Origin of the sequence: Sphingobium sp. LF-16, assembly GCF_003711185.1 — a bacterium.
Classification (GTDB): domain Bacteria; phylum Pseudomonadota; class Alphaproteobacteria; order Sphingomonadales; family Sphingomonadaceae; genus Sphingobium; species Sphingobium yanoikuyae_A.
The window spans coordinates 2,283,831-2,302,952 of sequence record NZ_CP029335.1 but is presented as its reverse complement, the minus strand read 5'-3'; the positions used below and the strand labels follow the sequence as shown (position 1 = coordinate 2,302,952).

19 protein-coding genes are annotated in these 19,122 nt (G+C 60.0%); 14 read left to right on the top strand and 5 right to left on the bottom strand.

The genetic code is table 11. The features are described from left to right. Window positions 1-92: 92 nt before the first annotated feature. On the bottom strand, window positions 93-497 hold the full coding sequence (locus DIZ22_RS10775) for a helix-turn-helix domain-containing protein (protein WP_063141930.1): 405 nt from the start codon (window positions 495-497) through the stop codon (window positions 93-95). A gap of 64 nt (window positions 498-561) precedes the next feature. On the opposite strand from DIZ22_RS10775, the gene DIZ22_RS10770 reads away from it, so the two are divergent. Then, the gene (locus tag DIZ22_RS10770) at window positions 562-1,218 is read left to right on the top strand and encodes a cation transporter (protein WP_122928807.1); all 657 of its coding nucleotides are present in this window, start codon (window positions 562-564) and stop codon (window positions 1,216-1,218) included. Here the strand turns inward: DIZ22_RS10770 and DIZ22_RS10765 are convergent. After that, window positions 1,181-3,127, bottom strand: a complete 1,947-nt coding sequence (locus DIZ22_RS10765; protein WP_122928191.1) for a TonB-dependent receptor — start codon at window positions 3,125-3,127, stop codon at window positions 1,181-1,183. The genes DIZ22_RS10770 and DIZ22_RS10765 overlap by 38 nt on opposite strands. A gap of 520 nt (window positions 3,128-3,647) precedes the next feature. Between DIZ22_RS10765 and DIZ22_RS10760 the strand changes: the two genes are divergently transcribed. The 13 genes from DIZ22_RS10760 to DIZ22_RS10705 all read left to right on the top strand — a co-directional run bounded on the left by DIZ22_RS10760 (window position 3,648) and on the right by DIZ22_RS10705 (window position 14,814). Beyond that, window positions 3,648-5,030 (top strand): hypothetical protein, encoded by a 1,383-nt coding sequence (locus DIZ22_RS10760; RefSeq protein WP_122928190.1) that lies wholly within the window; start codon window positions 3,648-3,650, stop codon window positions 5,028-5,030. Next, window positions 5,023-5,868: a hypothetical protein gene (locus DIZ22_RS10755; RefSeq protein ID WP_122928189.1), complete on the top strand. Its 846-nt coding sequence runs from the start codon at window positions 5,023-5,025 to the stop codon at window positions 5,866-5,868. Before DIZ22_RS10760 ends, DIZ22_RS10755 begins: the two co-directional genes overlap by 8 nt. A gap of 2 nt (window positions 5,869-5,870) precedes the next feature. Further along, the gene (locus DIZ22_RS10750; protein ID WP_122928188.1) at window positions 5,871-7,187 is read left to right on the top strand and encodes a hypothetical protein; all 1,317 of its coding nucleotides are present in this window, start codon (window positions 5,871-5,873) and stop codon (window positions 7,185-7,187) included. Beyond that, a complete protein-coding gene (locus tag DIZ22_RS10745; protein ID WP_164488887.1) occupies window positions 7,184-8,104 on the top strand; it encodes a hypothetical protein in 921 nt (306 codons plus the stop codon). The genes DIZ22_RS10750 and DIZ22_RS10745 overlap by 4 nt, the downstream gene beginning before the upstream one ends. After that, window positions 8,104-8,292, top strand: coding sequence for a hypothetical protein (locus DIZ22_RS21795; RefSeq protein ID WP_164488886.1), 189 nt, complete (start codon window positions 8,104-8,106; stop codon window positions 8,290-8,292). The genes DIZ22_RS10745 and DIZ22_RS21795 overlap by 1 nt, the downstream gene beginning before the upstream one ends. Window positions 8,293-8,389: 97 nt before the next feature. Then, entirely contained in the window at window positions 8,390-8,935 is a 546-nt protein-coding gene (locus DIZ22_RS10740; RefSeq protein ID WP_240626722.1) for a thermonuclease family protein, read from the top strand. Window positions 8,936-9,493: 558 nt separating this feature from the next. After that, window positions 9,494-10,789, top strand: a complete 1,296-nt coding sequence (locus DIZ22_RS10735) for a phospholipase D family protein (protein ID WP_122928186.1) — start codon at window positions 9,494-9,496, stop codon at window positions 10,787-10,789. Between the two features lie 420 nt (window positions 10,790-11,209). Further along, window positions 11,210-11,458 carry a hypothetical protein gene (locus DIZ22_RS10730; RefSeq protein ID WP_164488885.1) on the top strand — a complete coding sequence of 83 codons (249 nt, stop codon included), beginning with the start codon at window positions 11,210-11,212 and terminating at the stop codon, window positions 11,456-11,458. A 681-nt stretch (window positions 11,459-12,139) separates the two neighbouring features. Next, the gene (locus DIZ22_RS10725; RefSeq protein ID WP_122928184.1) at window positions 12,140-12,673 is read left to right on the top strand and encodes a hypothetical protein; all 534 of its coding nucleotides are present in this window, start codon (window positions 12,140-12,142) and stop codon (window positions 12,671-12,673) included. After that, complete coding sequence (locus DIZ22_RS10720) at window positions 12,670-13,035, top strand: hypothetical protein (protein ID WP_122928183.1); 366 nt, start codon at window positions 12,670-12,672, stop codon at window positions 13,033-13,035. The genes DIZ22_RS10725 and DIZ22_RS10720 overlap by 4 nt, the downstream gene beginning before the upstream one ends. Before the next feature lie 32 nt (window positions 13,036-13,067). Further along, window positions 13,068-13,685, top strand: coding sequence for a hypothetical protein (locus tag DIZ22_RS10715; protein WP_240626721.1), 618 nt, complete (start codon window positions 13,068-13,070; stop codon window positions 13,683-13,685). Then, entirely contained in the window at window positions 13,682-14,278 is a 597-nt protein-coding gene (locus tag DIZ22_RS10710) for a hypothetical protein (protein ID WP_122928181.1), read from the top strand. Before DIZ22_RS10715 ends, DIZ22_RS10710 begins: the two co-directional genes overlap by 4 nt. Next, window positions 14,266-14,814: a hypothetical protein gene (locus tag DIZ22_RS10705; RefSeq protein WP_164488884.1), complete on the top strand. Its 549-nt coding sequence runs from the start codon at window positions 14,266-14,268 to the stop codon at window positions 14,812-14,814. The genes DIZ22_RS10710 and DIZ22_RS10705 overlap by 13 nt, the downstream gene beginning before the upstream one ends. Window positions 14,815-14,906: 92 nt before the next feature. On the opposite strand, the gene DIZ22_RS10700 is transcribed toward DIZ22_RS10705, so the two are convergent. The 3 genes from DIZ22_RS10700 to DIZ22_RS10690 form a co-directional block, all read right to left on the bottom strand. Then, window positions 14,907-16,850, bottom strand: a complete 1,944-nt coding sequence (locus DIZ22_RS10700) for a nuclease-related domain-containing DEAD/DEAH box helicase (RefSeq protein WP_240626841.1) — start codon at window positions 16,848-16,850, stop codon at window positions 14,907-14,909. A 130-nt stretch (window positions 16,851-16,980) separates the two neighbouring features. Further along, window positions 16,981-17,283, bottom strand: coding sequence for a DUF4258 domain-containing protein (locus DIZ22_RS10695; protein WP_164488883.1), 303 nt, complete (start codon window positions 17,281-17,283; stop codon window positions 16,981-16,983). Beyond that, window positions 17,280-18,464, bottom strand: coding sequence for a helix-turn-helix transcriptional regulator (locus DIZ22_RS10690; protein ID WP_122928178.1), 1,185 nt, complete (start codon window positions 18,462-18,464; stop codon window positions 17,280-17,282). The genes DIZ22_RS10695 and DIZ22_RS10690 overlap by 4 nt, the downstream gene beginning before the upstream one ends. Between the last annotated feature and the right edge of the window lie 658 nt (window positions 18,465-19,122).

Genomic DNA, 19,122 nt, shown 5'->3' with positions numbered 1-19,122 from the left:
TTGAGATACGGCGCTGGCAATTCGGCGAGGGCAGCAACTGGCCGTAAGGAGACGGACAGCTTTGAACCAAGGGAGCCACACAGCTGCCATTCTCAGGCTGGCGATGCAGGCCCCAATGCTTCGATGATACGGCAGTCAGCAACGATGCCGCCATCGCAGGAATCGATCACGGCCTTGAGCTCTTTGCGAAGGGCGCTCAGGTCGGCCAGCTTGCGATCCACCTCCAGCAGATGTTCTTTGGCGATCCGGTCGATACCGGCGCAGTCACAGCTGCGGTCGCCGGAGATGCTCAGCAGCGCCCGGACCTGATCGAGCGAAAACCCAAGGTCGCGGGCACGGCGGATGAAGGACAGTCGGCCAAGCTCCGCCTGTCCATAATCCCGGTAGTTGCTCGTCGTCCGCGCCGGCTTGGGTAGAAGGCCGATCTTCTCGTAATAGCGGATCGTCTCGATTTTCGTTGCAGTAGCCTTGCCCATATCGCCGATCGTGAATGCCATGCCCTTGACCCTGTAGTTGCTACAGGCCCTATATAGCCCGTCATCACCGAAACAGGAGATGCATATGGCCGGCGGATGCTGCGGCGGATCTCAGGACGATACCGAAAAGCTGAACGACGCAGCGTGGCGGCGCGTGTTGTGGATCGCGCTGATAATCAACGCTGCCATGTTCGGCGTGGAGATCGTCGCAGGGGTCACGGCCGGGTCTGCATCGCTCAAGGCAGATGCGCTCGACTTTCTGGGCGACGCAGCCAATTACGCGATCAGCCTCGGCGTTGCGGGCATGGCTCTGGCTTGGAGGGCGCGGGCCGCAATGGCCAAGGGCGTCTCGATCCTGCTGTTCGGTCTGTGGGTGCTGAGCAACACCATCTGGATGGCGGTGCAGGGCATAGTTCCTGCCGCCGAGACCATGGGGGTCGTGGGCGTGATTGCGCTGGTCGCGAACCTTGCCTGTGCCGCGATGCTCTGGCGTCACCGCGAGGGGGACGCCAACCGACGCTCGGTCTGGATATGTTCGCGCAACGATGCGATCGGCAATATCGCCGTGGTCGCCGCAGCGCTGGGCGTGTTCGGCACAGGCACGGGCTGGCCGGACATCGCGGTCGCAGCAATCATGGCTGCGCTCGCACTATCCGGCGGATGGCAGATCATCCGCCAGGCTCGCGGTGAACTGAGGAGCGCGCCTATTCTCCGCCGAAGCGAATCCTCACCCCTCCGTTGAGAACGAACCCATCGGTCGGTGCCCAGGCATCGACCGTCCATGCGCCCGTCGCGGCACGACGTGGCAGGAGCAGCGGATCATATTTCGTCTGCCGCACATTGAGCAGGTTCTCGGCATTGAGGAACAGGCTGACCTTGCCCAGTATCACTTCGCCCATGGCGCCGAGTTGGACATAGGGCCTGCTGCGCGTCCGGTAGGGATTGTCGTCCAGCGACTGCCGCCCGGTGTAATAGGCCTCTATCCCGAAGCGGCCGCGCCCTTCCTTTTCCCACACGCCGACAAGCCCCGCGCTGTCTCGGGGCGTCAGCGGTACGATCCGCCGACCGGGGCCATCGGGATCGGGTTCACTCGCGGCGACGTGAACGTAGCTGCCGGTGAGAGACAGAGCCTGCCAGCGATAGCGCAGCAGCACTTCGACGCCACGTGTCCGCGTGACGCCATCGGCATTGATCAGCGTGACATGATCCGCGTCCACCATCTGCAACTGCTGGGCATGGTCGATGTTGGAAGCGAACAGGCTGAGGTTCGCCTCGAACGGTCCGCTGGCATAGCCGAAGTCGATCGCCCCGCTGTCTGCGATCTCCGCCTTGAGTTTTCCATAAGGTAGGAGGCGGGCGAGGCCATTGGCCTCCGTCTCCTCGACGAACGGTGTCGGCGCGTAGAAGCCGCGTCCGAGCGATGCGCGGATCGTCCAGGGGCCGGGCCGATAAAGGGCGGAGAGACGCGGGCTGACGTGCGAGCCATAGTCGCTATGCGCATCCCAGCGCAGGCTTCCCGCGAGGGTCAGCCTGTTGGCCAGTTCCTTCTCGCCCTGCACGAAAAGCGCGGGCACGGTGTAACTGTAATCTAAGGCTGAGAACGCTTTGGACCGATAGTCGTCCAACTGGATCGCAGCGCCTGCCAGCCATGTCGTCGCACCTGCCTTGCCGCCGATCGACGCCTCCGCAAATGCCGTGCGGTGGCGGTCATTCTCCACCGTGTCGCCAAAGACATGCCGATGCGATTGGGTAACGCCCGAGGCGCGCAGATGCAGCGTGCCGATGTTTTCCAGCGGCGTTTCGGCCGTGAGGCCGAGGTCGTAGCGTCGGCTGCGCAGCGTCTGCGCGAACGGCGACCCGTCCGGCGCATTCGCGCCTGGCATCGTTCCGCCATCACGTTGCTCGGCCATCGCGCCGAAGGTGAGCAAGGCCTTGGTCCCATCGGCAGCATCGACAAACAGCCGGGGCCGGACTGTGAAGCGTTCGTAGCCGGGCATGTCAGCCCAGCCGTCATCGTTCAGATCCTGACGGCTTTGCCGGTCGTAGCCGGTCGTGAGCGAGGCGCTTAACACGCTGCTGAGCGGCGCGGCGACATAGCCCGTCATATCCTGCCCGTTGCGACTGGTGGCATTGAACAACAGTTCGCCCTGCGGTTCGCTGGCCGGACGACGCGACACCAGATTGATGACGCCGCCGAGTGCCGAGGGGCCGTAAAGGGCTGAGGCTGCGCCCTTGATGATCTCCACCTGGCCAAGATCGGTGGGCGGGATTTGCAACAGGCCAATGGAAGGCGTCTGTCCGCCGTAGAGCGGCAATCCGTCAGCCAGTATCTGCGTGTAGCGGCCCTTGAGGCCCTGAATGCGAACATTGGCTGCGCCAAGGGCAGGCGAGGTCGTCTGCACGCGGACGCCCGGCGTCTCGCTCACCAGCATGGCGATGTTGCCGGGACGCATGAGGAGCTTCTCCTCAATCTCCTCGCGGTTGATGACCTCGACGCGGATGGGCTCATCCTGAACCCTGCGCCCGGTGCGCGTCGCCTGGACGACGATCTCGTTTTCGGCCTCTCCGGCATGATCGGCCTCGGCTTGCGCATAGGCCGGGCCGGCCATCATGGTCGCGACTACCAGCGCGCTGCTTCCCGCGTACACCATGCCGCCACGAAATATCGAAGTCACTTCGCCCCCGTTTCCGCCCGACATAGAGCGCCGGGTACGGAGGCTCCATAAGGCCTGTAGCAACTACAGGGTCAAGGGCCGCTTTTAGCATCGACAGTCTCCGACCTAAACGGCCGGAATGGGGCGCATTGCTGTCCGGCAGTTCAGGCCTGCACCTGCCAAGGCGTTTCTGGCTGATAGACGAATGTCTGGCTCGGAGCAGGAATCTGACAATAGTTGCCATTCCCGCGGCGTCGCTTCCCGAACAAAAAAATGCCCTTCACCGGACATGCCTTGAACGGCGGGTCCGCGAAATTCGAGAAAAGCATTTTATCTGGAAGAAGCGTTGCCGGTATAAACGAAGTACCAACAAAATCGCCTGAGAGACAGCATCGTGTCAGTGCGCAACCCTGTCTGCCGACCATTCAACTATCAAAATTACATGATTCCGAGAAATGCCACTTGGAATCTCGGTGTCTCCCCGGCTAGTGGTTAAGCCATGGGGGCATGGTCTAAAATGCGTGGATTTTTCGATCGGGGTGAGCACTTGCGCGCGCCGATGGATGACCCGTTCATTCAGTTGGATAGGGACGTACTGACGAGCGAACTGCGCTTACGTGAGCGTGGCGCAGAGCAAGGAGCGCTCGAACTCCCAGACACGTCGATGCAGGCACCCGATGTTGTCGAGGCTGACGTTGAGGCAAGAATCCGCGATCATTTTAAGCGGGCTCAGATCGATGCTGCCAACAATATCCGTACGTACGATTCTCGACTGAGCGGGTTGGCACTGATCGCCAACCTGAGTTCGATACGGACCCAGGCGAGCATTGCGGTGGGCGAGTTTAAGACCGAGGTGGTAAATCGCCGTGGAAAGCTGACGCCGAGCCGGGATGCGATCCGGGACAGCTACGAGGAATTGCGTGATTTCCGCAAGGACAACGGGTTGCGGCGTCCCGCGCATGACGTCCCCCCGACTAGCGCGACCGTCGGCTCGATGATGGTCTTTTGGCTGTTGGAGACGATCGCCAACTCCATGTTCCTCCGGCTTGGCGACAGCATGGGTTGGCTGGGCGGCGTGATAGCGGCCGCCGTCGTCGGCGCGATCAACGTGGGCTTTGCCGCCTTCGTGGGACGACAGGTTTGGCCGAAGATCAACCATCGAGACGCTGGCGTGCGGATGTTGGGTTGGATCGGCAGTGCCGCTTGGCTCATCCTGACCATCGGCTGGAACCTGATGGCGGGTCACTATCGCGATGCGAAGTCGCTCGGCGTGACCAATCCGGAGGCAGCGGCGCTCAGCATGCTCGGTTCCGGGTTGGAAAGCATTTATTCCTACGGTCTCCTTCTGGCTGGTCTTATATTCGCGTTCGGGGCGGCGATCGCGGCCTACAAGATGGATGATCCCTATCCTGGCTATGGCCCCGTCTGGCGGCGTCATGCCAAGCGCTGCGAGGACTATGTCGCGGACGTGAAGGCAGCGACCGATGAATTGCTCGACATTCGTGACGACGCCATAGGGGAGGCAACGGATATCCGCATGGAGCTAAGTCGACAGCTGACCCAGCGCCAGCAGATCATGTCGGCGCGCGACGCGTTCCGCCGCCGCTATGAGGAATACGCTGAACAGCTCGAAGCCACCGCGAACGCGCTATTGCAAGAATATCGGGCTGCGAACAGGGCCGCCCGATCGACTGCGGCTCCGTCTCGTTTCGACCAACTCTGGAAGTTATCGCACGAACCGCTGCCGATCGCCCCGGGAGAGGACATCCCTCGTTCTGCGATCGATGCCGCCGAACAGGACCTTGAGGCAACCGTGTCCCAGATCTCAAGTGCCTTTGACGATGCAATTGATAGCTTCGAGCCGCTGGACGAACTGAAGAGAAGGATAGCAGATGGCTAGGGATCGCAATCGCGGTCGTTCGCGTGACGGTCGTGGCTCCGCCGCCGCACAGCGCGCTTCGTCCGAAAACCGCAGGGCGACTCTGAAGATTGCCTTGGTAGTGGCTGTCGTGCTTTTGGTTGGCGGTATCTATTTCTGGGCAGCGTCATCACGTCGGACGCTTGACGATCAGCTCTGTCCTACGACGCCGGACAGCATCACCGTGCTGCTGGTCGATGTCACCGACCCAATGAACATGGCGCAACGCCAGGATTTCGAGAACCAGCTTACAAAGCTGAAGAACTCGATACCCCGCTATGGCAAGCTGGTTGTCGCCAAGGTCGATGCGACGGCGGACAGATTGCTTGCTCCAGTGATTACGCGATGTAATCCGGGGACTGCGGATGACGTCAGTTCGGCGACCGGTGATCCTGCATCCGTCCAGAAACAATGGGACGAAGGCTTCGATGCTCCTTTGAGTGCGGCCTTCAAGCGTCTCGACAGTGCGACAGCTGCTGATCAGTCTCCGATCCTGGAGAGCATCCAATCAGTTGCGCTGACTGAACTCCAGAAGCCGGGACAGGAGAAGCTGCCAAAGCGTTTGATCGTGGCATCTGACCTACTTCAGAACACTGCCGACTTGAGCTTCTATCGCGGGCTTCCTGAACCCAAGGCCTTCACCGATGGTGCCGCTTTTAGACGGGTTCGGACCGATCTCCGCGGCGTCGAGGTGGAACTCTGGATGCTGGAGCGGTCGGATGCAGCCACAACGCAGCCGCGTTCGCTGGCCGGTCTTTGGGAGCGCATCATCGGTGCCGAGGGTGGTGATGTGCGACGCATTTACAATGTGAGTGGGTGACAATGAGCGAGGGGGCGGAATTTCAGCGGGATTTGCTCGAAGATCGGAGCTGGATCGATCGGTGGGGATTCCTGCTGTTCGCCTTCGGTGGAGGTGCAGCCATTCTCGTCGCCAAGTCGATCGGGCTCGCCGCCATTCCGGTGGCAGCGTTCGCCGCGGCGGCGATGGTGGCGTACGCTTATATCGTGCAAGCGTCGGGGACCGGCAAACTGCGTGCCGATCAGGCCGGGGATAACTGCTACTACCTTGGACTGATCTACACGTTGATCAGCCTGGCCTATGCCATCTTCTTTTTCGATCCCGCCACGACAGCTACCACTGTCGTTCAAGGCTTTGGTATCGCACTCGCCACGACGATCATGGGGCTGGTGCTCCGCGTCTTCTTCAATCAGACCCGGGTCGATCTGGTCCAGACCGAAGACACGGCGCGCATAGAGCTTGCTGACGCGGCGGGCAGGCTGAAGGCCGAGCTCCAGGCGATCACGGTCAGCATGAGCGACTACGGTCGGGAAACCCGACAGGCGCTTGAGGAATTGCGCGGCCAGGTGGTCGAAGCGCTCGGTGCAGTTCAGGGTGATGCCGTTAAGTCGATGAGCGAGACCGCTGCGACGGCGAGCGAGGCAATCAGGTCCGTAGCCACGTCGGCGACGGACGCGCTGTCGACTATGTCGACGGCGGCGACGGCGACAGTTACGCAGCAGGCGAACGAGGCGGTGGCCCGGTCACGTCGTCTTTCGACGGCCACCGACAAGGTCATCACCGGAATTGAAAAGCACTCTGAGGCGATGTCCGGCATCGAGCGTTCGACCAAGGCGATCGGCGCGAGCATGATTACTTTGGAAGGCGCGGCGGAAAGCACGCACAAGAATCTGGGCGAACTGTCTGCTCGCGCAGAAGAACTGGCTGGCACCCAGACGTCATTGGTTCAGGCTGGTGGCGACCTCCGTCAGGCGGTCGCGGATATGGCGGCGCAGGTGAAGAGCTTCGACGAGACGGCGACCCGCTTCGACACCAATGTCAACAAGCGCCTGGAGGAGGTTAATGGGGTACCGGCGAACACCGCCAAGCGGACCGCGGAGGCATTCGCGAAGGCCGCCGAGGCGATGGAGGAGCAGTTCGCCACCATTTCCCGTGCGCAGGAAAAGTTCGTGGAGGATCTCTCGCGGCACGCCGAGGACAGCGCTGCGATGCTCCACCGGCACAATGCCGCGCTGGAGCAGGATCTGGAGCGGTCCCGTGAGAACGTGGGCAAAGTCCACACCGCACTCGTCGAGATGACGGGTTCGCTAGTCAACCGCGTTGAGGCGATCGAGGCGTGAGCGATTCGCAGCTCGATCTGAGACAGGACAAGTCCTATCGCCGTGGATTGGTCTTGGGCCTCACCATGGCTGAGATCATGATTCTTCTGCTGTTCGTACTGCTCATGGCGTTGGCGGCCGCGCTCCAGAATCGAGACGAGCGTATTCAGGCGATGGACAACGGTGGAGCGTCCCGGCTCGTGGAGGAGCTCCAGCGCGCATACCCGAAAGCGAAGAATTCAGAAGAGTATTTCAAGGAACTGACGCGTGCGATCGAGGCGCGCCGACAGATCGAGGCCGCTGGTGCCGAGGACGTGGCTGAGAACCTGATGGCTGACGCGGAGGTTGGACGACAGGTGCGCGAGGCTGCCGCCGCTAGTGGGGTGAAGGATCCGGAGAAGTTCGTGAAGGAGGTCGTCGCCGCTTCGTCGAAGGGCCGCAAGGGGCAGTGGCCGCCGTTCTTCAGCCTGAGCGAGGCGGGTGGCTACTTCTTCGACAGCGGCAAGGCTACGCTGCGTCCTGAATTCGACCGGAACCTTCGAGGGGAGGTCATTCCCATGCTGGCGAAGAGCGTTGCCGACTACGACGTCGATGTGGTCGAGGTGATCGGCCATACAGATGAGGTGCCGATGTCCGGGAACAGCAATCTTGATTCTTCGCTTATCGCGGCCTCTGTCGGACACTCTCCCATCTCCGCTCTGCGTTCGACCGACAACGCAGGTCTAGCCATGGCGCGTGCCGTCGCAGTGGTCCATGTGCTGCGCTCTGATCCGCGTCTGAGGAACGTGGCGATCCTGCCGCTCTCGGGTGCTCAGATGATTGTGCCGGTTGATCGGGTGGCTGACGGTTCGGCACGAGGTGATGATCAGCGTCGACGCCGCATCGAGATCCGGATGCGACGTTCAACGCAACAGGCCTCGCCATCGATCCGCCAGTGATGGATCAGCTCGATCAGAACCTCACCGCGCTGAAGGCAGCGGTCGCAGCCAGGAAACGACGGGCTGAAAGTGCCCGCACGCATATTCCGCAGTCGGCACCGTTATCCAATGAAACCGTTATGCCCGCGCAGACAGCATCGACGGGCGGACCGCCGCGTGGATGGTTCGCGCGCATCTTTGGCGGTTGATCGGGTGGGGCGCCGTGGAGGCCGTCGGCGTCGTGGACGTCGGCCGGAAGGGAGGCGTTCTGAGCCTGGACAGATCGGGCCGGTCGAAAGGGTCCTATTGGTTATTGTCTCTCTGGTTTTCGTCGCGGTATTCGCCGTGACCTACAGCTACACTGACCTCATGCGCCCCAAGGCCGTCAAACGGACGGTAGAGCAGAAAGTGTCAGAAGACGTGCCCGATAGGGTGGCGCGGATGGCATCAAGCGCGGCGGAGCCCACTCCAGCGCTCGAGTCGGGCGAACCCGAAGTGGTATTCTCGTCGGGTAAGTTTTCCATTTGCCACACGGGTGGAGGAATGAACTGTGTCGTGGATGGTGACACGGCGTGGATCGATGGCATCAAAGTTCGCATTGCCGACATCGACGCGCCCGAGACGCATCCGCCCCGTTGTGAAGATGAGGCCACATTGGGCGAGCGGGCCACTGAGCGTTTGGCTGAACTGATGAACACTGGCCCATTCGAGGCGGTCGTAAAGGGGCGGGCGCAGGACCGGTACGGGCGGCAGCTGCGAGTACTGATGAGAGACGGTCGTTCTTTAGGTCAGCAGCTCATCGATGAAGGGCTGGCTCGTCGTTGGGACGGTGCGCGCCGACCTTGGTGCTGAATTTGGTAGGCCGCAGGCGTCTTCGACCAGAACAGTCCAAGCTGGCTGGTCCACTATCAGCCCAATCTCTGTTTGTCTGCGGACCCGTTCGACACGCCCCAAGGGAACGGCAGGAATGTCCCAGACCACTCCACAGCTGAACTTTGGCTCCACAGCGCTGGAAGAACCGAACGGCAAGGATGGGCGCAGTGCGGTCCGACCGTTCCCGTAGTGACCGATTGAGGAATTTCCGGTTCGGAAGGCTGACCCTTAGATAGCTGACGTTTTCGCCGCGTCGGTTCCCGACCAAATCCGGCCATTCACCTCGGAACCGGGGAACGTCCGGGAGAGACAAAGGCCGCCGCTCGGCTCACGCAGACCACACTGTCAATATCGCTGGATGTCACAAATTGTCCACGCCGTTGTAGCGATGTTGCATGACGTTGATGGGGTCTGCCACACCCTGATCCGGCGACAATGATGCTGATGACCGAGGTGCTGCCATCGTAATCGCGGAAAATGGATGCGCGCCAGGCACCGAGCGGGCAATCTGACCGACCAAACCGAGGGGGAGTAAAGATGAGTTTCCTAACCGGCGCCGCCCTGACCATGGCCATTCGCCGGGTCACGGCCGCAAGATCCGTCTCCATGGCGGTGGCGTTCTGGGGTGGCGACGCCCTGGACCTGCTCGCCCTGCCGTCAGATCTCAGCGGCTACCGGATCGCCTGCGACGCCTTCTCAGGAGCGTGCAACCCGAAAGCGATGGTCGAGCTCTTCAAGCGTCAGGCCAAGGTTCGCGACGTCCCTGGTCTTCATGCTAAGGTCTATCTGTCTGGCGACGCCATGGTAGTGACTTCAGCGAACGCCTCGACCAATGGCCTCACCGAAGACGGATCCGATCTTGGGCTCGAGGCGGGAATATCGGTATCGACGCAAGATCAGCTCGATAGGGCGGCCGCCTGGTTCGACGATATTTTCGGCCGGGGAAGGTCGCTTGGCCCTAAGGACCTGCCGGAGATGCGTCGGTTGTGGAAAGCCAGGCGGGCCACGCGTCCCCTGCGGATGACACTGGCCCACGCCATCTTGACCAATGATGCCAGCCTCGCCGATCGCTCCATCAGAGCTTATGTCTATGATGCGGACGCGCCATCCAAGTCGGTCCAAAAACGTTTCAAGGACAGCCCCTATTTCAACCCGACTCTATGGGACGAGGATAGCTATCCCTTCTTTTGGGGAGATCTCCCGGGCGCACCACCTGGGTCCGAACTGCTATGTTTCGAAGCTGAAAACGGCAAAACCAGCTTCGACAACCTCTGGCGCATCTTGGCAGAAGTCAAAGACAAGGAGCCTGCCATCTGGCCGGCGCTGAAACTCGCCGACGCCGCCGGTATGCCGATCGGCGATATGAAGGTCGTGGCGAAACGCATCGCCGGCGCCCTGGCTCAGGGACGCATCGAGAGCGGGGGTGAACCGATTTCCCTCACCGACCTCGCCGCAGCCTTGGCGGAACCTATGGCCGATGATCATATCGCGCTGATCAGCGCCGAGCCTGCGCGGGTAGCCTACCGCTTGCTCGCCGGGGCGACCGCATCGCTCGGGTTGTGGAGCTCCTACAAGACTGGAAAGGTTCCGGCGGTCCGGCTCGAGGATGCACGAGGTCGCTACATCCTCTCTTTTATCCCGAACCGCGCGCACCTGCTCTTCTATATTCGGCATCCTGCGCTGAAAGCCCGGCCGGGCCTGGCCCGGTCGGCGACCGACTTCGGGCTTCCCGTCATCTTCAATCCTTCGGGAGAGCCCACCATCCGCATCCATACAGGGGGGGAAGCCAGGCGCGTGCTCGACTGGCTTGAGAGCGTGCTACCCCTCCCGTAAATCGCCCCCAAAGAGCGGCCTGTGCTACGCACCGTACCGGGCGGTCTTGGACCCTCGTCTCTACTATTGATACCGCACGCGGCTCTCGCAGATTGTGAGCGTGTTGATTGATGGCCTCTTCCAGCAGATCGGCCAAGCGTCGGCGTTGCGTGTTTTAAGCTTGAAATCGGACAGGCACACTTCGGCCAGGATGAGCGATGAGCGCATCGATTGAGCTGGTGAAGGCTTTGGAGGGCAAAGGAGGGAGATGGCCAGCGAAACCAGATTGAAGGTTGCCCGCCTCCGCGCTCAGAGGCATCGAGAAATGCTGCCCACGGCATCGGAGGGCAACGATAGGACGTATGGTTTCACGCGGGAGGACATGGACGTTCTCCTTTGGGAGACAGCTCAGATACCCCGGTTGCCGCTGACGATTTGCGGATGTCGATGATTGTACAACTCAGGACGCACCACCGACGCTATGTCGACGCAATCACGGGCCGCCAGAAGGCATATCCAGACCTGACCGGGATGCTTGTTGCCGAATTGACCAGAGGGTGGGAGCGTTACAGGATACATGCCCCGACGATTGGTGTGCGGGGAGTGATGTCGCTGCAGGATTTTGTCGAGGGCTTGCTTGGCTCTGATGGCGTGCCGCCTCAGGAGCCGAAGCATCGCGAAGGGCACTGATGAAGCGCCTTCTGCTCACACTTGAGATCTGGCTGATCGTCGCGGTGTCAGTCGGCGGCGTCGTGATGCGGCTGGTGAGATTTGCCGGATAAGAGCGATCCGAATATCACCGGGCCGTCCAGCGCTTTGGTTTAGACTGCCCAGAGCGCTGGGCAACTGGCATTTGCGACAGACCGAGCACCATTAACCACGCTTGCTCGGATTTTGTTTACCGCAATTTGCGATGGTTTGGCGCTGGGATTTGGCCCCCAGACAGTAGCGAAGGCTCGCTCAGGATGCGCCTGGGCGAGCCGTTCGTGCGCGAGCCTTTAATGGCCGAATAAACAAAAAATAGCCCTACCGCCCAATGGAGGCCGGGCTAAGACGAAGGCCTCACGGTCTTCGGGGCTGCTCTCAGACGTTGCAGCGTGTGGGCTATGACCACGGACTTGCCACTGCCAGCAAAACCGGAAATGAAATGAGCGTGGCCGTCGATGTTTTTCGTCACGTCATCGAGAGACTGTCATCGATGGAGGCTTGGTGGGTCTGAATGAGCTTGGCGAATTCCACGGTTTGGGATTCGCAATTGAGGGAACTGGGCAGCTGAATGGAGCAGATTGGCTGCAATTATTGAAATGAAAATCTCATCCTCACTCTGACGGCCGCAGCCGCCGCAGGGTGGGGAGAAAGAACCCACCTCAAATGATCTATGTCAGTGAAGAAGACCGCAAGCGCGCCGCGCTTGCGAAGGAAGCCGCTCGCGCATTCGCCGGGCTGGTCGGCTGGACGCTTGTGCCTTTCACATCGATAATGCCGCCCGTGCTGGCGGAGTTCGAATATGTCGAACGCGCCAACATCGTGATGGCGCATTGGCACAAGAAGCTCTCGCTTACCGGCCTCATCAAAGCCGTTGCCGAGTGCCGAACTGATCTTCTCCTGGTCGAGCCGAGCCAGGTCTCAGGGAAGCAGGCCAGCAGCTATATCACGCTCTTGCTGTGCCGCGATGGCGAGGTCCAGATCATCACGGGCCTCTGGCTGTGGCTTCAGGAGCCTGGCGGACCGATCCACCTGGTCACAAATCCTGATGGCGGCGACGAGATGCGCGCATTCATGGTCGATCGCGGCGGCATTTGTCCGCTGCCAACTCTGCCCTGGTCAACCGCAGAAGCACAAAGGCTCGGCTTCTGGACCGCTAGGCGCCACTGGGAATTGACCATCGGAGGACATTACGCATGAGCGGGAACGACAATCTCCTATGGCTGGACAACCTGCCGGTTGGCTGGGCGCAGCTCTACCGCGACCTCCTGTCTGATCTCGCGGCGGCCGGCATCAATGTCAGCGTGGACGAGGCGAAGGAAAAATTCGGATCGCTCCGGATTCATCTCGAGCCCATGGTTCCCGAAGCAAGACCCTATATCGCCGCGGCCGAAGAGCAGTCCAAGTTTACCTGCCAAAAATGCGGCGATCCGGGTGAAATGCTGATGGGGAATCGCATCGTTGCCACTCTCTGCTCGGTCCACGGCCACGGCTTTTCCAAGCCAGTCAGGCCGCCGGTGGTCACGGTTTACATGAAGCCGGGGAACATCTCGGACGAGTAGGCGCCGCTGCTGCGGCGAAGGCCAAGTTTGAAGTGGCTCAGGCAGCTGAGCAAAAATGGAATGAAAAAGGGGCAAGGCGCGGCACCGCTCGGCTGCCGCGCGCCCTCAACGCGAAAGTCTTACAAATGCAGACTAATGTTACACCGCGCTCCTTCGGGAGCGCGAACGGCTTGCCGTGGATCAAAGCCGCGACCTATCGCGGCATCATGATGCTGGCGGCGGATATTGGCGGGCCGATCGACTTCAGCCCGGAGCAGCGCTTCCCGGGCGCGCGGCATGGCGTGCTACTGGAAGGCGCCAATCTCCTGATCGTCGGGACCCGGACCGGTCCGAACATTGGGCTGTATGACGTTAGCGCAGTCGCCCGGCAGTATGGCATGGACCTGCTGCTCGCGCGCTTCTCTGGTCCAGTCGCGAAATACGACATTTACCGCTGCAAAGACGATCAGTGGTTTACCGGCTATCAGCGCGCATGGTTTGAGGACCGCTACTGGTTCTGCCCGCCCGATGAAGTCGATCAGCCATTCATCCTGGCACACCGGCGCGGCCTGCAATTCTCCACCCATGCGCCTTGCCCCGATGCCCGGCGCTTTGAGGCTGGTCTCTCGCTGGCGGCGCAGACCAGCACGCAGTGGCAGGAGGCGGCATGAGCAAAGCCAAATCGAAGCCTGCCACGGCCGATCAGCCAGAGATGCTGTCCTGCTTCACGCTGGATCCTGCCGATGACGGCAGCTTCAAATATATCCGCTACTTCTACAAACAGGATGTACATCGTGCCGGAATAGCCGACATGGTTATGGCGAAGCTGACGCCTGCCGGGCACAAGGCATCGCGTCATGATTTGCTGCTGCCTGACGCAGCCAGCGGTGAATATATGGACCTCAGCTATCTGCTGCAGCGCTACGATGCGATGCTGCCCGCGGCTGAACGGACCGGATACGCCCAATTCACCCTGACACTGCCATCAGATCAGCCACCGCATGTAGGATGGGAGCAGGTGCGGGCGTGGGTTCGGAGCTATTTTGTGCGTCAGGAGCAGCTGGCCGCGTTGATGGTTCTCCATCTGCCCTATTTGGCTGGTTCGTCAAATGCCGCTCACATCCATATCCTCCTCCCGGCACGCCGGCTTTCGATGAATGGGTTTACCGGCCAGGCCCGCGACGTCTGTTCGGATAATGGCTGCCACGATGCATGGAACGCCTGGCTCAGCTTTCAGAAGGAGGGCGGCTCATGCGTGAAGTGACGATGATCGATCCGCCCCATGGCTGGCGCTATGGCTTTCCCAAGCCCCTCACTTTTGGTGAGGGGCAGAGCTTGCAGGATTGGTTGATAGAAAATGGATACCCCCAGGCCGAGATCAACGTCTTCGGGATCGTTCATCTGCCTTGCCGATACTGGATGCGGGAAATTGAAGAGCCGCCGCCCTATGAGTTGAATGCGCACGACATAGGCGAGCGGAGAAAACTCATCCTGGCCCGCCGTCATGTCGCCGCGCTTCGGGCCAATCCGGACCTCATCATTCAGGCGCAGGCGGAGAATGACCGGCAGCTGGCAAGCCATCGTGCGACCATTGGAAACAGGGCATGGCGCTTTATATTGAGACGATCCATCGATGAGATCATCGCCTATATGCTTCAGAAGTCCCCGACCGGGAGGACACTACGTTCAACCAGTCCATTCTCGATGATGCTGCCGCCCGAGCCGGAGGCCGAGCGGCGGAGGATGTGGCGGGCGGCCAAGGCTGAACTGATTGCGGAAATGATATGTGGTCCGGGTTGAGCGCTTCCCCCGACAGCTAACGCTTGAAAGTGATCGCTTGTCACAGAGCGCGCTTGGGACTTTCCCGAAATTTGGCTTGAATCGCGCCGGCTTCAGTTGACCATCTTGCTGTAGCGTTCGCCAAATTCGGCAAGTCCAGGCTCCGAGCAGACAACGATGATATGACTGCCAGCGGGGTGACGCTTCAGGCGAGTGAGCGCGGCGTAAATCCCGGCTCGGGCTTCTCTCCCGCGCGCGCTGGCGATGTAAACCACGAGTAGCCGGGTCTCCCAGCCTTTGAAACTATGAAAGGTCGTGGCTTTGATACGTGGCTGACCCATCCAAAATGCCATTTTCAGGCGGCCTTCCTTCCCCTTGTCGTGTTCGTAGGTGTGGGCGATGTTGTGCTTGTATCCCGTGTATGATTCCAACTGTTCGACCACCTTTTGGCCGTGATCGATGGAATCACAGAGAAACACGATGTCGGTGTTGGATGTGCCGTTGTGGTTCACATTGTATTTCATTTGATGCACTGCATACGTGCACTTAGCGACGGCCTCCAGCTCGGAACATTGGATCCAGCGGACCGAGCTTTCGCCCAGTTCGAGGCTAGCCTGGTCAGGTTCGGGCAAATCGCAGGATTCTGCGGGCAGGAAACGCGTACCGAAATCGGTCGCGAGGCCAAGTGCAGCGGAAGGGACGCGGTAGCCGACCTTGAGTTGCGCCCAAGGGCCCTTGAATCCGGCTCCCGACATCACCTCCTCGGTCCAGTTCCCGGCTGTGCCGTAGACGTCCTGAGTAACGTCGGCGACTAGCACCATTTCGCCATCCGGGCGGCAAATTTCGCGCAGGGTGTCCCACCATTGGGGCAGAAAATCCTGGCCTTCATCGACAAGCACGGCATCGAACTGTTCGAATTGGCTGAGGGCACGCGCAGCCTCTCCGGCTAAGCGAGGAACTTGATCATTCAGGATTGGGCCACTGATCGCATTGATTCGCCGCTTCTTCTCCTTAGGATCGAGGCTTGGATTATTTTGAATTTCGGCGATCGGCTTCATGATCTTGCTATATCGCTCGAGGAACCCCAGGCTTTCGATCCGCTGGTGTTGGCAGACCTGTTTAGACCAGCCGTGAAAATGCGTGAACGTCACCCTGCTCATCGGCTTCGGCATGGATTCGCCGTTCACGACGAAATCGCGCAGACCGCGCACGATCAGGTCATGCAGGTAGTGCCACAGCGTGATGTTGAACGATACAATGAGGACCGATTTGCCCTCGCTGGCAAGCCGGGCGGCGCGGCCGGCCAACACCATTGATTTGCCCGATCCCGCCGGACCTTTGATGCGGCGATATCCTGATTGAGTGCGCGTATTCGCCATGTTCCGCTGGTTGCTGTCCATGGCCAGCGGCTCGCGCTGAGTTTTGGCAAAATCGGGTTCGACGAGCCATTTCCGCAAATCGTCGGCCTGATATGGCCGCATCACCGTATGGCCTTCTCGCTTGAGCAAGGGGATCCTGCTTTTCAGGCCGCCTGCCGTCATATCTTCCTTCCCGGCGACGGGGCACCAAGTTTCTCGGTTTTCTCGTTCCTTGTCCTTCAGGAAAGGCGTCTGAAGCTCCAGTATCCGGTCCCGGGGTGCAAACGGGAAGATCACGATTGGCGTGATTGTGCCAAATCCTGCCTTTTCGGGCAGGCGGGGGCAGTATATGTTGAAGATCGCTTCCTTGTATTCCTTGATCCTTGAAAACGGGTTCGGGATGGCAAATTCCTCATCATCCCTTCGAGCGCAGAGTTCGGCGTGGCCGTTGTCTCGCGTTTTTACGAAATAGTGCATCGCGTCGAGGTTCCAGTCCTTCACCTCGATCACGACGATGCCGACAGTCGGGTTGAGAAGCACGAAATCTGGGCGCAAGCCGTTGAGGTGGGGCTGGAGGTAAATCTCCCAAGCCTCGTCCAGTTCGCGATCCAGTTGATCAAATATCAAGCGCTCGCCAAAGGTGAGCGACTGTCTCAGACTGTCGAGTTCGTTTCGGGGTGGTTCGACGATACGGGACATGAGCAACCTTTTTACGAAGTTCAATGGAGTATTATTGCAGAAACCTGAAACGGACGTTTACCGATTTTTTCACCTATTACTCGCGCACCGAAGATACCTTCCTGGCACTTCTTGGCCGGAAGCCGCCCGATCAGTGAATCCACGCGGTGGTGACGACGTGGCCGTTTTTGGCCACGATCACGTATGCGTTGCGTGCGCGCTCAAGACGGCGGGCTTCCGACCCCAACTGCTCGACGAACCGCCTCCAGGTGCGATCGGTAAAGGCATAGCTAAAGCATCCTCCACCTGCGTGGCGCTCCTGGCCGAAGTCGATGACGGCATTGATGATGTCCAGTGACATGCTGCGTTGCTGGCTGCGCAGCGCCGCGTGTCTGCTGAGTTTTGTGCCCAGGGTGGGGCAAGAGACGGAGCGGCTGCGATCGAACGGGTTCACTGGCTGCCTCCCTCGAACGCGCTCTTCGACGCGGCCCGATGGGCCTGCAGTTCCTTGAACCGCTCCACGTCCCCATTAGTGCAAGGGTACACGGGTTCGTGATCGAACAGGGCGAAGGGGCCAGGGTACCGCGCTCTGTCAATGAAGCGGGCTTCTGCGAATGGATTTGCGCCGGCCTCCTCGATCTTTTTGTCCGAGTAGTGGGCCGGATACCAACCTGCTGGATGGCAAAGCGCTGCCGTCAGTTCCTCGTATTCCTGCGCCCATTCCGGATGATCCAGTTCGTAGCCCTGGCGCCATTGATCGAGCCTTGCCTGGCTTGCTCGCCGCCGGTCTTCGAGCATCGCGCGGTGCAAGGCCGCCTGTTCGGTCAGGTCCTTGCGAATGAGCTCGGCCAGTTGGCCCAACGTGCTCTTGTTCGCGATCTCGGCCTTGTCGATGCTGGTGGAGAGGCGCACTTCGCCCCGGACCAGCCTGCGGATGATTTCCGGATCGCCCTCGGCGACGAGATCGAGCAAGGCAACGTGGGGATTGAAGCCATCGGCATCGGGCACATGTCCGGGCCAGTCTTGTTGCCACATGTCGATGCTGATCCGATGGCCGGCCTGTCCTACCATCCGGCGCAAAGCCTCGCAGAAGAGATTTCGCGAGATAGCCATGGAGCCATGCTCGGGTTCGAGACCGAAGCATTTGTGATCGCTGGCTGCCTTGCGATCGAGGTCCAGGCCATCGCTTTCGTCTTGGTGTCCAAACCGGTTGATGCGGATGTCCCGGTTCTTCGCTTCGCGCTCATGCGCCGCGAAGAAGGCATCGTCATCTCCGGGAATTTGGAGCGCCCGGGCCGCGACGGTCGCAAACAGGATCGGCGCCAATTCGAGGATCTGGGTTTGGGAAACGCCGAATACCAGTTTCATGGCTGCGTAGGCGTTGTGCGACGCCGCAGTCACCCGGCCCGAGACAATGACACCTTCCATGCTGTCCGCGAAGTCCGGGTCGAAGTCCCTTGGGCTGCAACCGAGAGCTTCAGCTAGCTTAAGGATGGAAGCGGACTTGGGAACCTGGCGGCCATTGGCCCAGCGGCTGATCGAGCGCACGTCGCACGAAGTTCTTTCGGCCAGCTGTTTTTGGCTGATCCCGCATGCCTTCATTTTCTCGCGAAAAAGTTCTGCCTTGAATGCCATGTCGCATCTTCCTCTGATTGGTGTGATGCAGGTTGTATGCGAACATGCAGGACGTATTTAGCCGGTAAATTTTGTCTTGTTTTGCCGGATATCTGTAGGAATAGTGCATCAAACTTCTGTAATCTGCTTTTCTGAAAGACAAAATACAAGACAAATGGAGGCGGGTAGCCGGTTGTCAGGCAGTTCGACCAGCCTGCTTTGCACTCATAGACGCCTACCTCGACGGCTTCGATGGTGAGGATGAAACCCTGACTTCACTCGCAGGGATCCTCGAGCAACGCCGCAGCGATGGCGTACTGTTATGGATAATTCGCCCGGCGCTGATGCAGTCCTCATACGCTGACTCACCCGTGCTTCGGCTCTCCAGTTCCTCGATATCATCGATCGGCTGATGCCCGACCGCCGGCGCAAGACGCTGACCAGCATAAAAAATATCTCGGACGCTACGACCGAATTTTATGCGCGTCGGTGCAGTTCGCAGTTTCGAGAAATGAGCTACGGCTATATAATTGGCTAGATCCATCATGGATTTAATGGAGATTATGCGTTTTCATTGAGATTTAAGGAGGAAATTTGCGCAATAACGCTAACCCTCAATTTGAAAATTGAGAGTTGGCGTTGCTTGTGTTCTGGAGTTTTGGCCTAGATATATCTTTTG

Coding starts and splice junctions, on each gene's coding strand:
- DIZ22_RS10775 (WP_063141930.1), bottom strand. CDS start 497: ATGGCATTCACGATCGGCGATATGGGCAAGGCTACTGCAACGAAAATC.
- DIZ22_RS10770 (WP_122928807.1), top strand. CDS start 562: ATGGCCGGCGGATGCTGCGGCGGATCTCAGGACGATACCGAAAAGCTG.
- DIZ22_RS10765 (WP_122928191.1), bottom strand. CDS start 3,127: ATGGTGTACGCGGGAAGCAGCGCGCTGGTAGTCGCGACCATGATGGCC.
- DIZ22_RS10760 (WP_122928190.1), top strand. CDS start 3,648: ATGCGTGGATTTTTCGATCGGGGTGAGCACTTGCGCGCGCCGATGGAT.
- DIZ22_RS10755 (WP_122928189.1), top strand. CDS start 5,023: ATGGCTAGGGATCGCAATCGCGGTCGTTCGCGTGACGGTCGTGGCTCC.
- DIZ22_RS10750 (WP_122928188.1), top strand. CDS start 5,871: ATGAGCGAGGGGGCGGAATTTCAGCGGGATTTGCTCGAAGATCGGAGC.
- DIZ22_RS21795 (WP_164488886.1), top strand. CDS start 8,104: ATGGATCAGCTCGATCAGAACCTCACCGCGCTGAAGGCAGCGGTCGCA.
- DIZ22_RS10735 (WP_122928186.1), top strand. CDS start 9,494: ATGAGTTTCCTAACCGGCGCCGCCCTGACCATGGCCATTCGCCGGGTC.
- DIZ22_RS10730 (WP_164488885.1), top strand. CDS start 11,210: ATGTCGATGATTGTACAACTCAGGACGCACCACCGACGCTATGTCGAC.
- DIZ22_RS10725 (WP_122928184.1), top strand. CDS start 12,140: ATGATCTATGTCAGTGAAGAAGACCGCAAGCGCGCCGCGCTTGCGAAG.
- DIZ22_RS10720 (WP_122928183.1), top strand. CDS start 12,670: ATGAGCGGGAACGACAATCTCCTATGGCTGGACAACCTGCCGGTTGGC.
- DIZ22_RS10710 (WP_122928181.1), top strand. CDS start 13,682: ATGAGCAAAGCCAAATCGAAGCCTGCCACGGCCGATCAGCCAGAGATG.
- DIZ22_RS10705 (WP_164488884.1), top strand. CDS start 14,266: ATGCGTGAAGTGACGATGATCGATCCGCCCCATGGCTGGCGCTATGGC.
- DIZ22_RS10700 (WP_240626841.1), bottom strand. CDS start 16,850: ATGTCCCGTATCGTCGAACCACCCCGAAACGAACTCGACAGTCTGAGA.
- DIZ22_RS10690 (WP_122928178.1), bottom strand. CDS start 18,464: ATGGCATTCAAGGCAGAACTTTTTCGCGAGAAAATGAAGGCATGCGGG.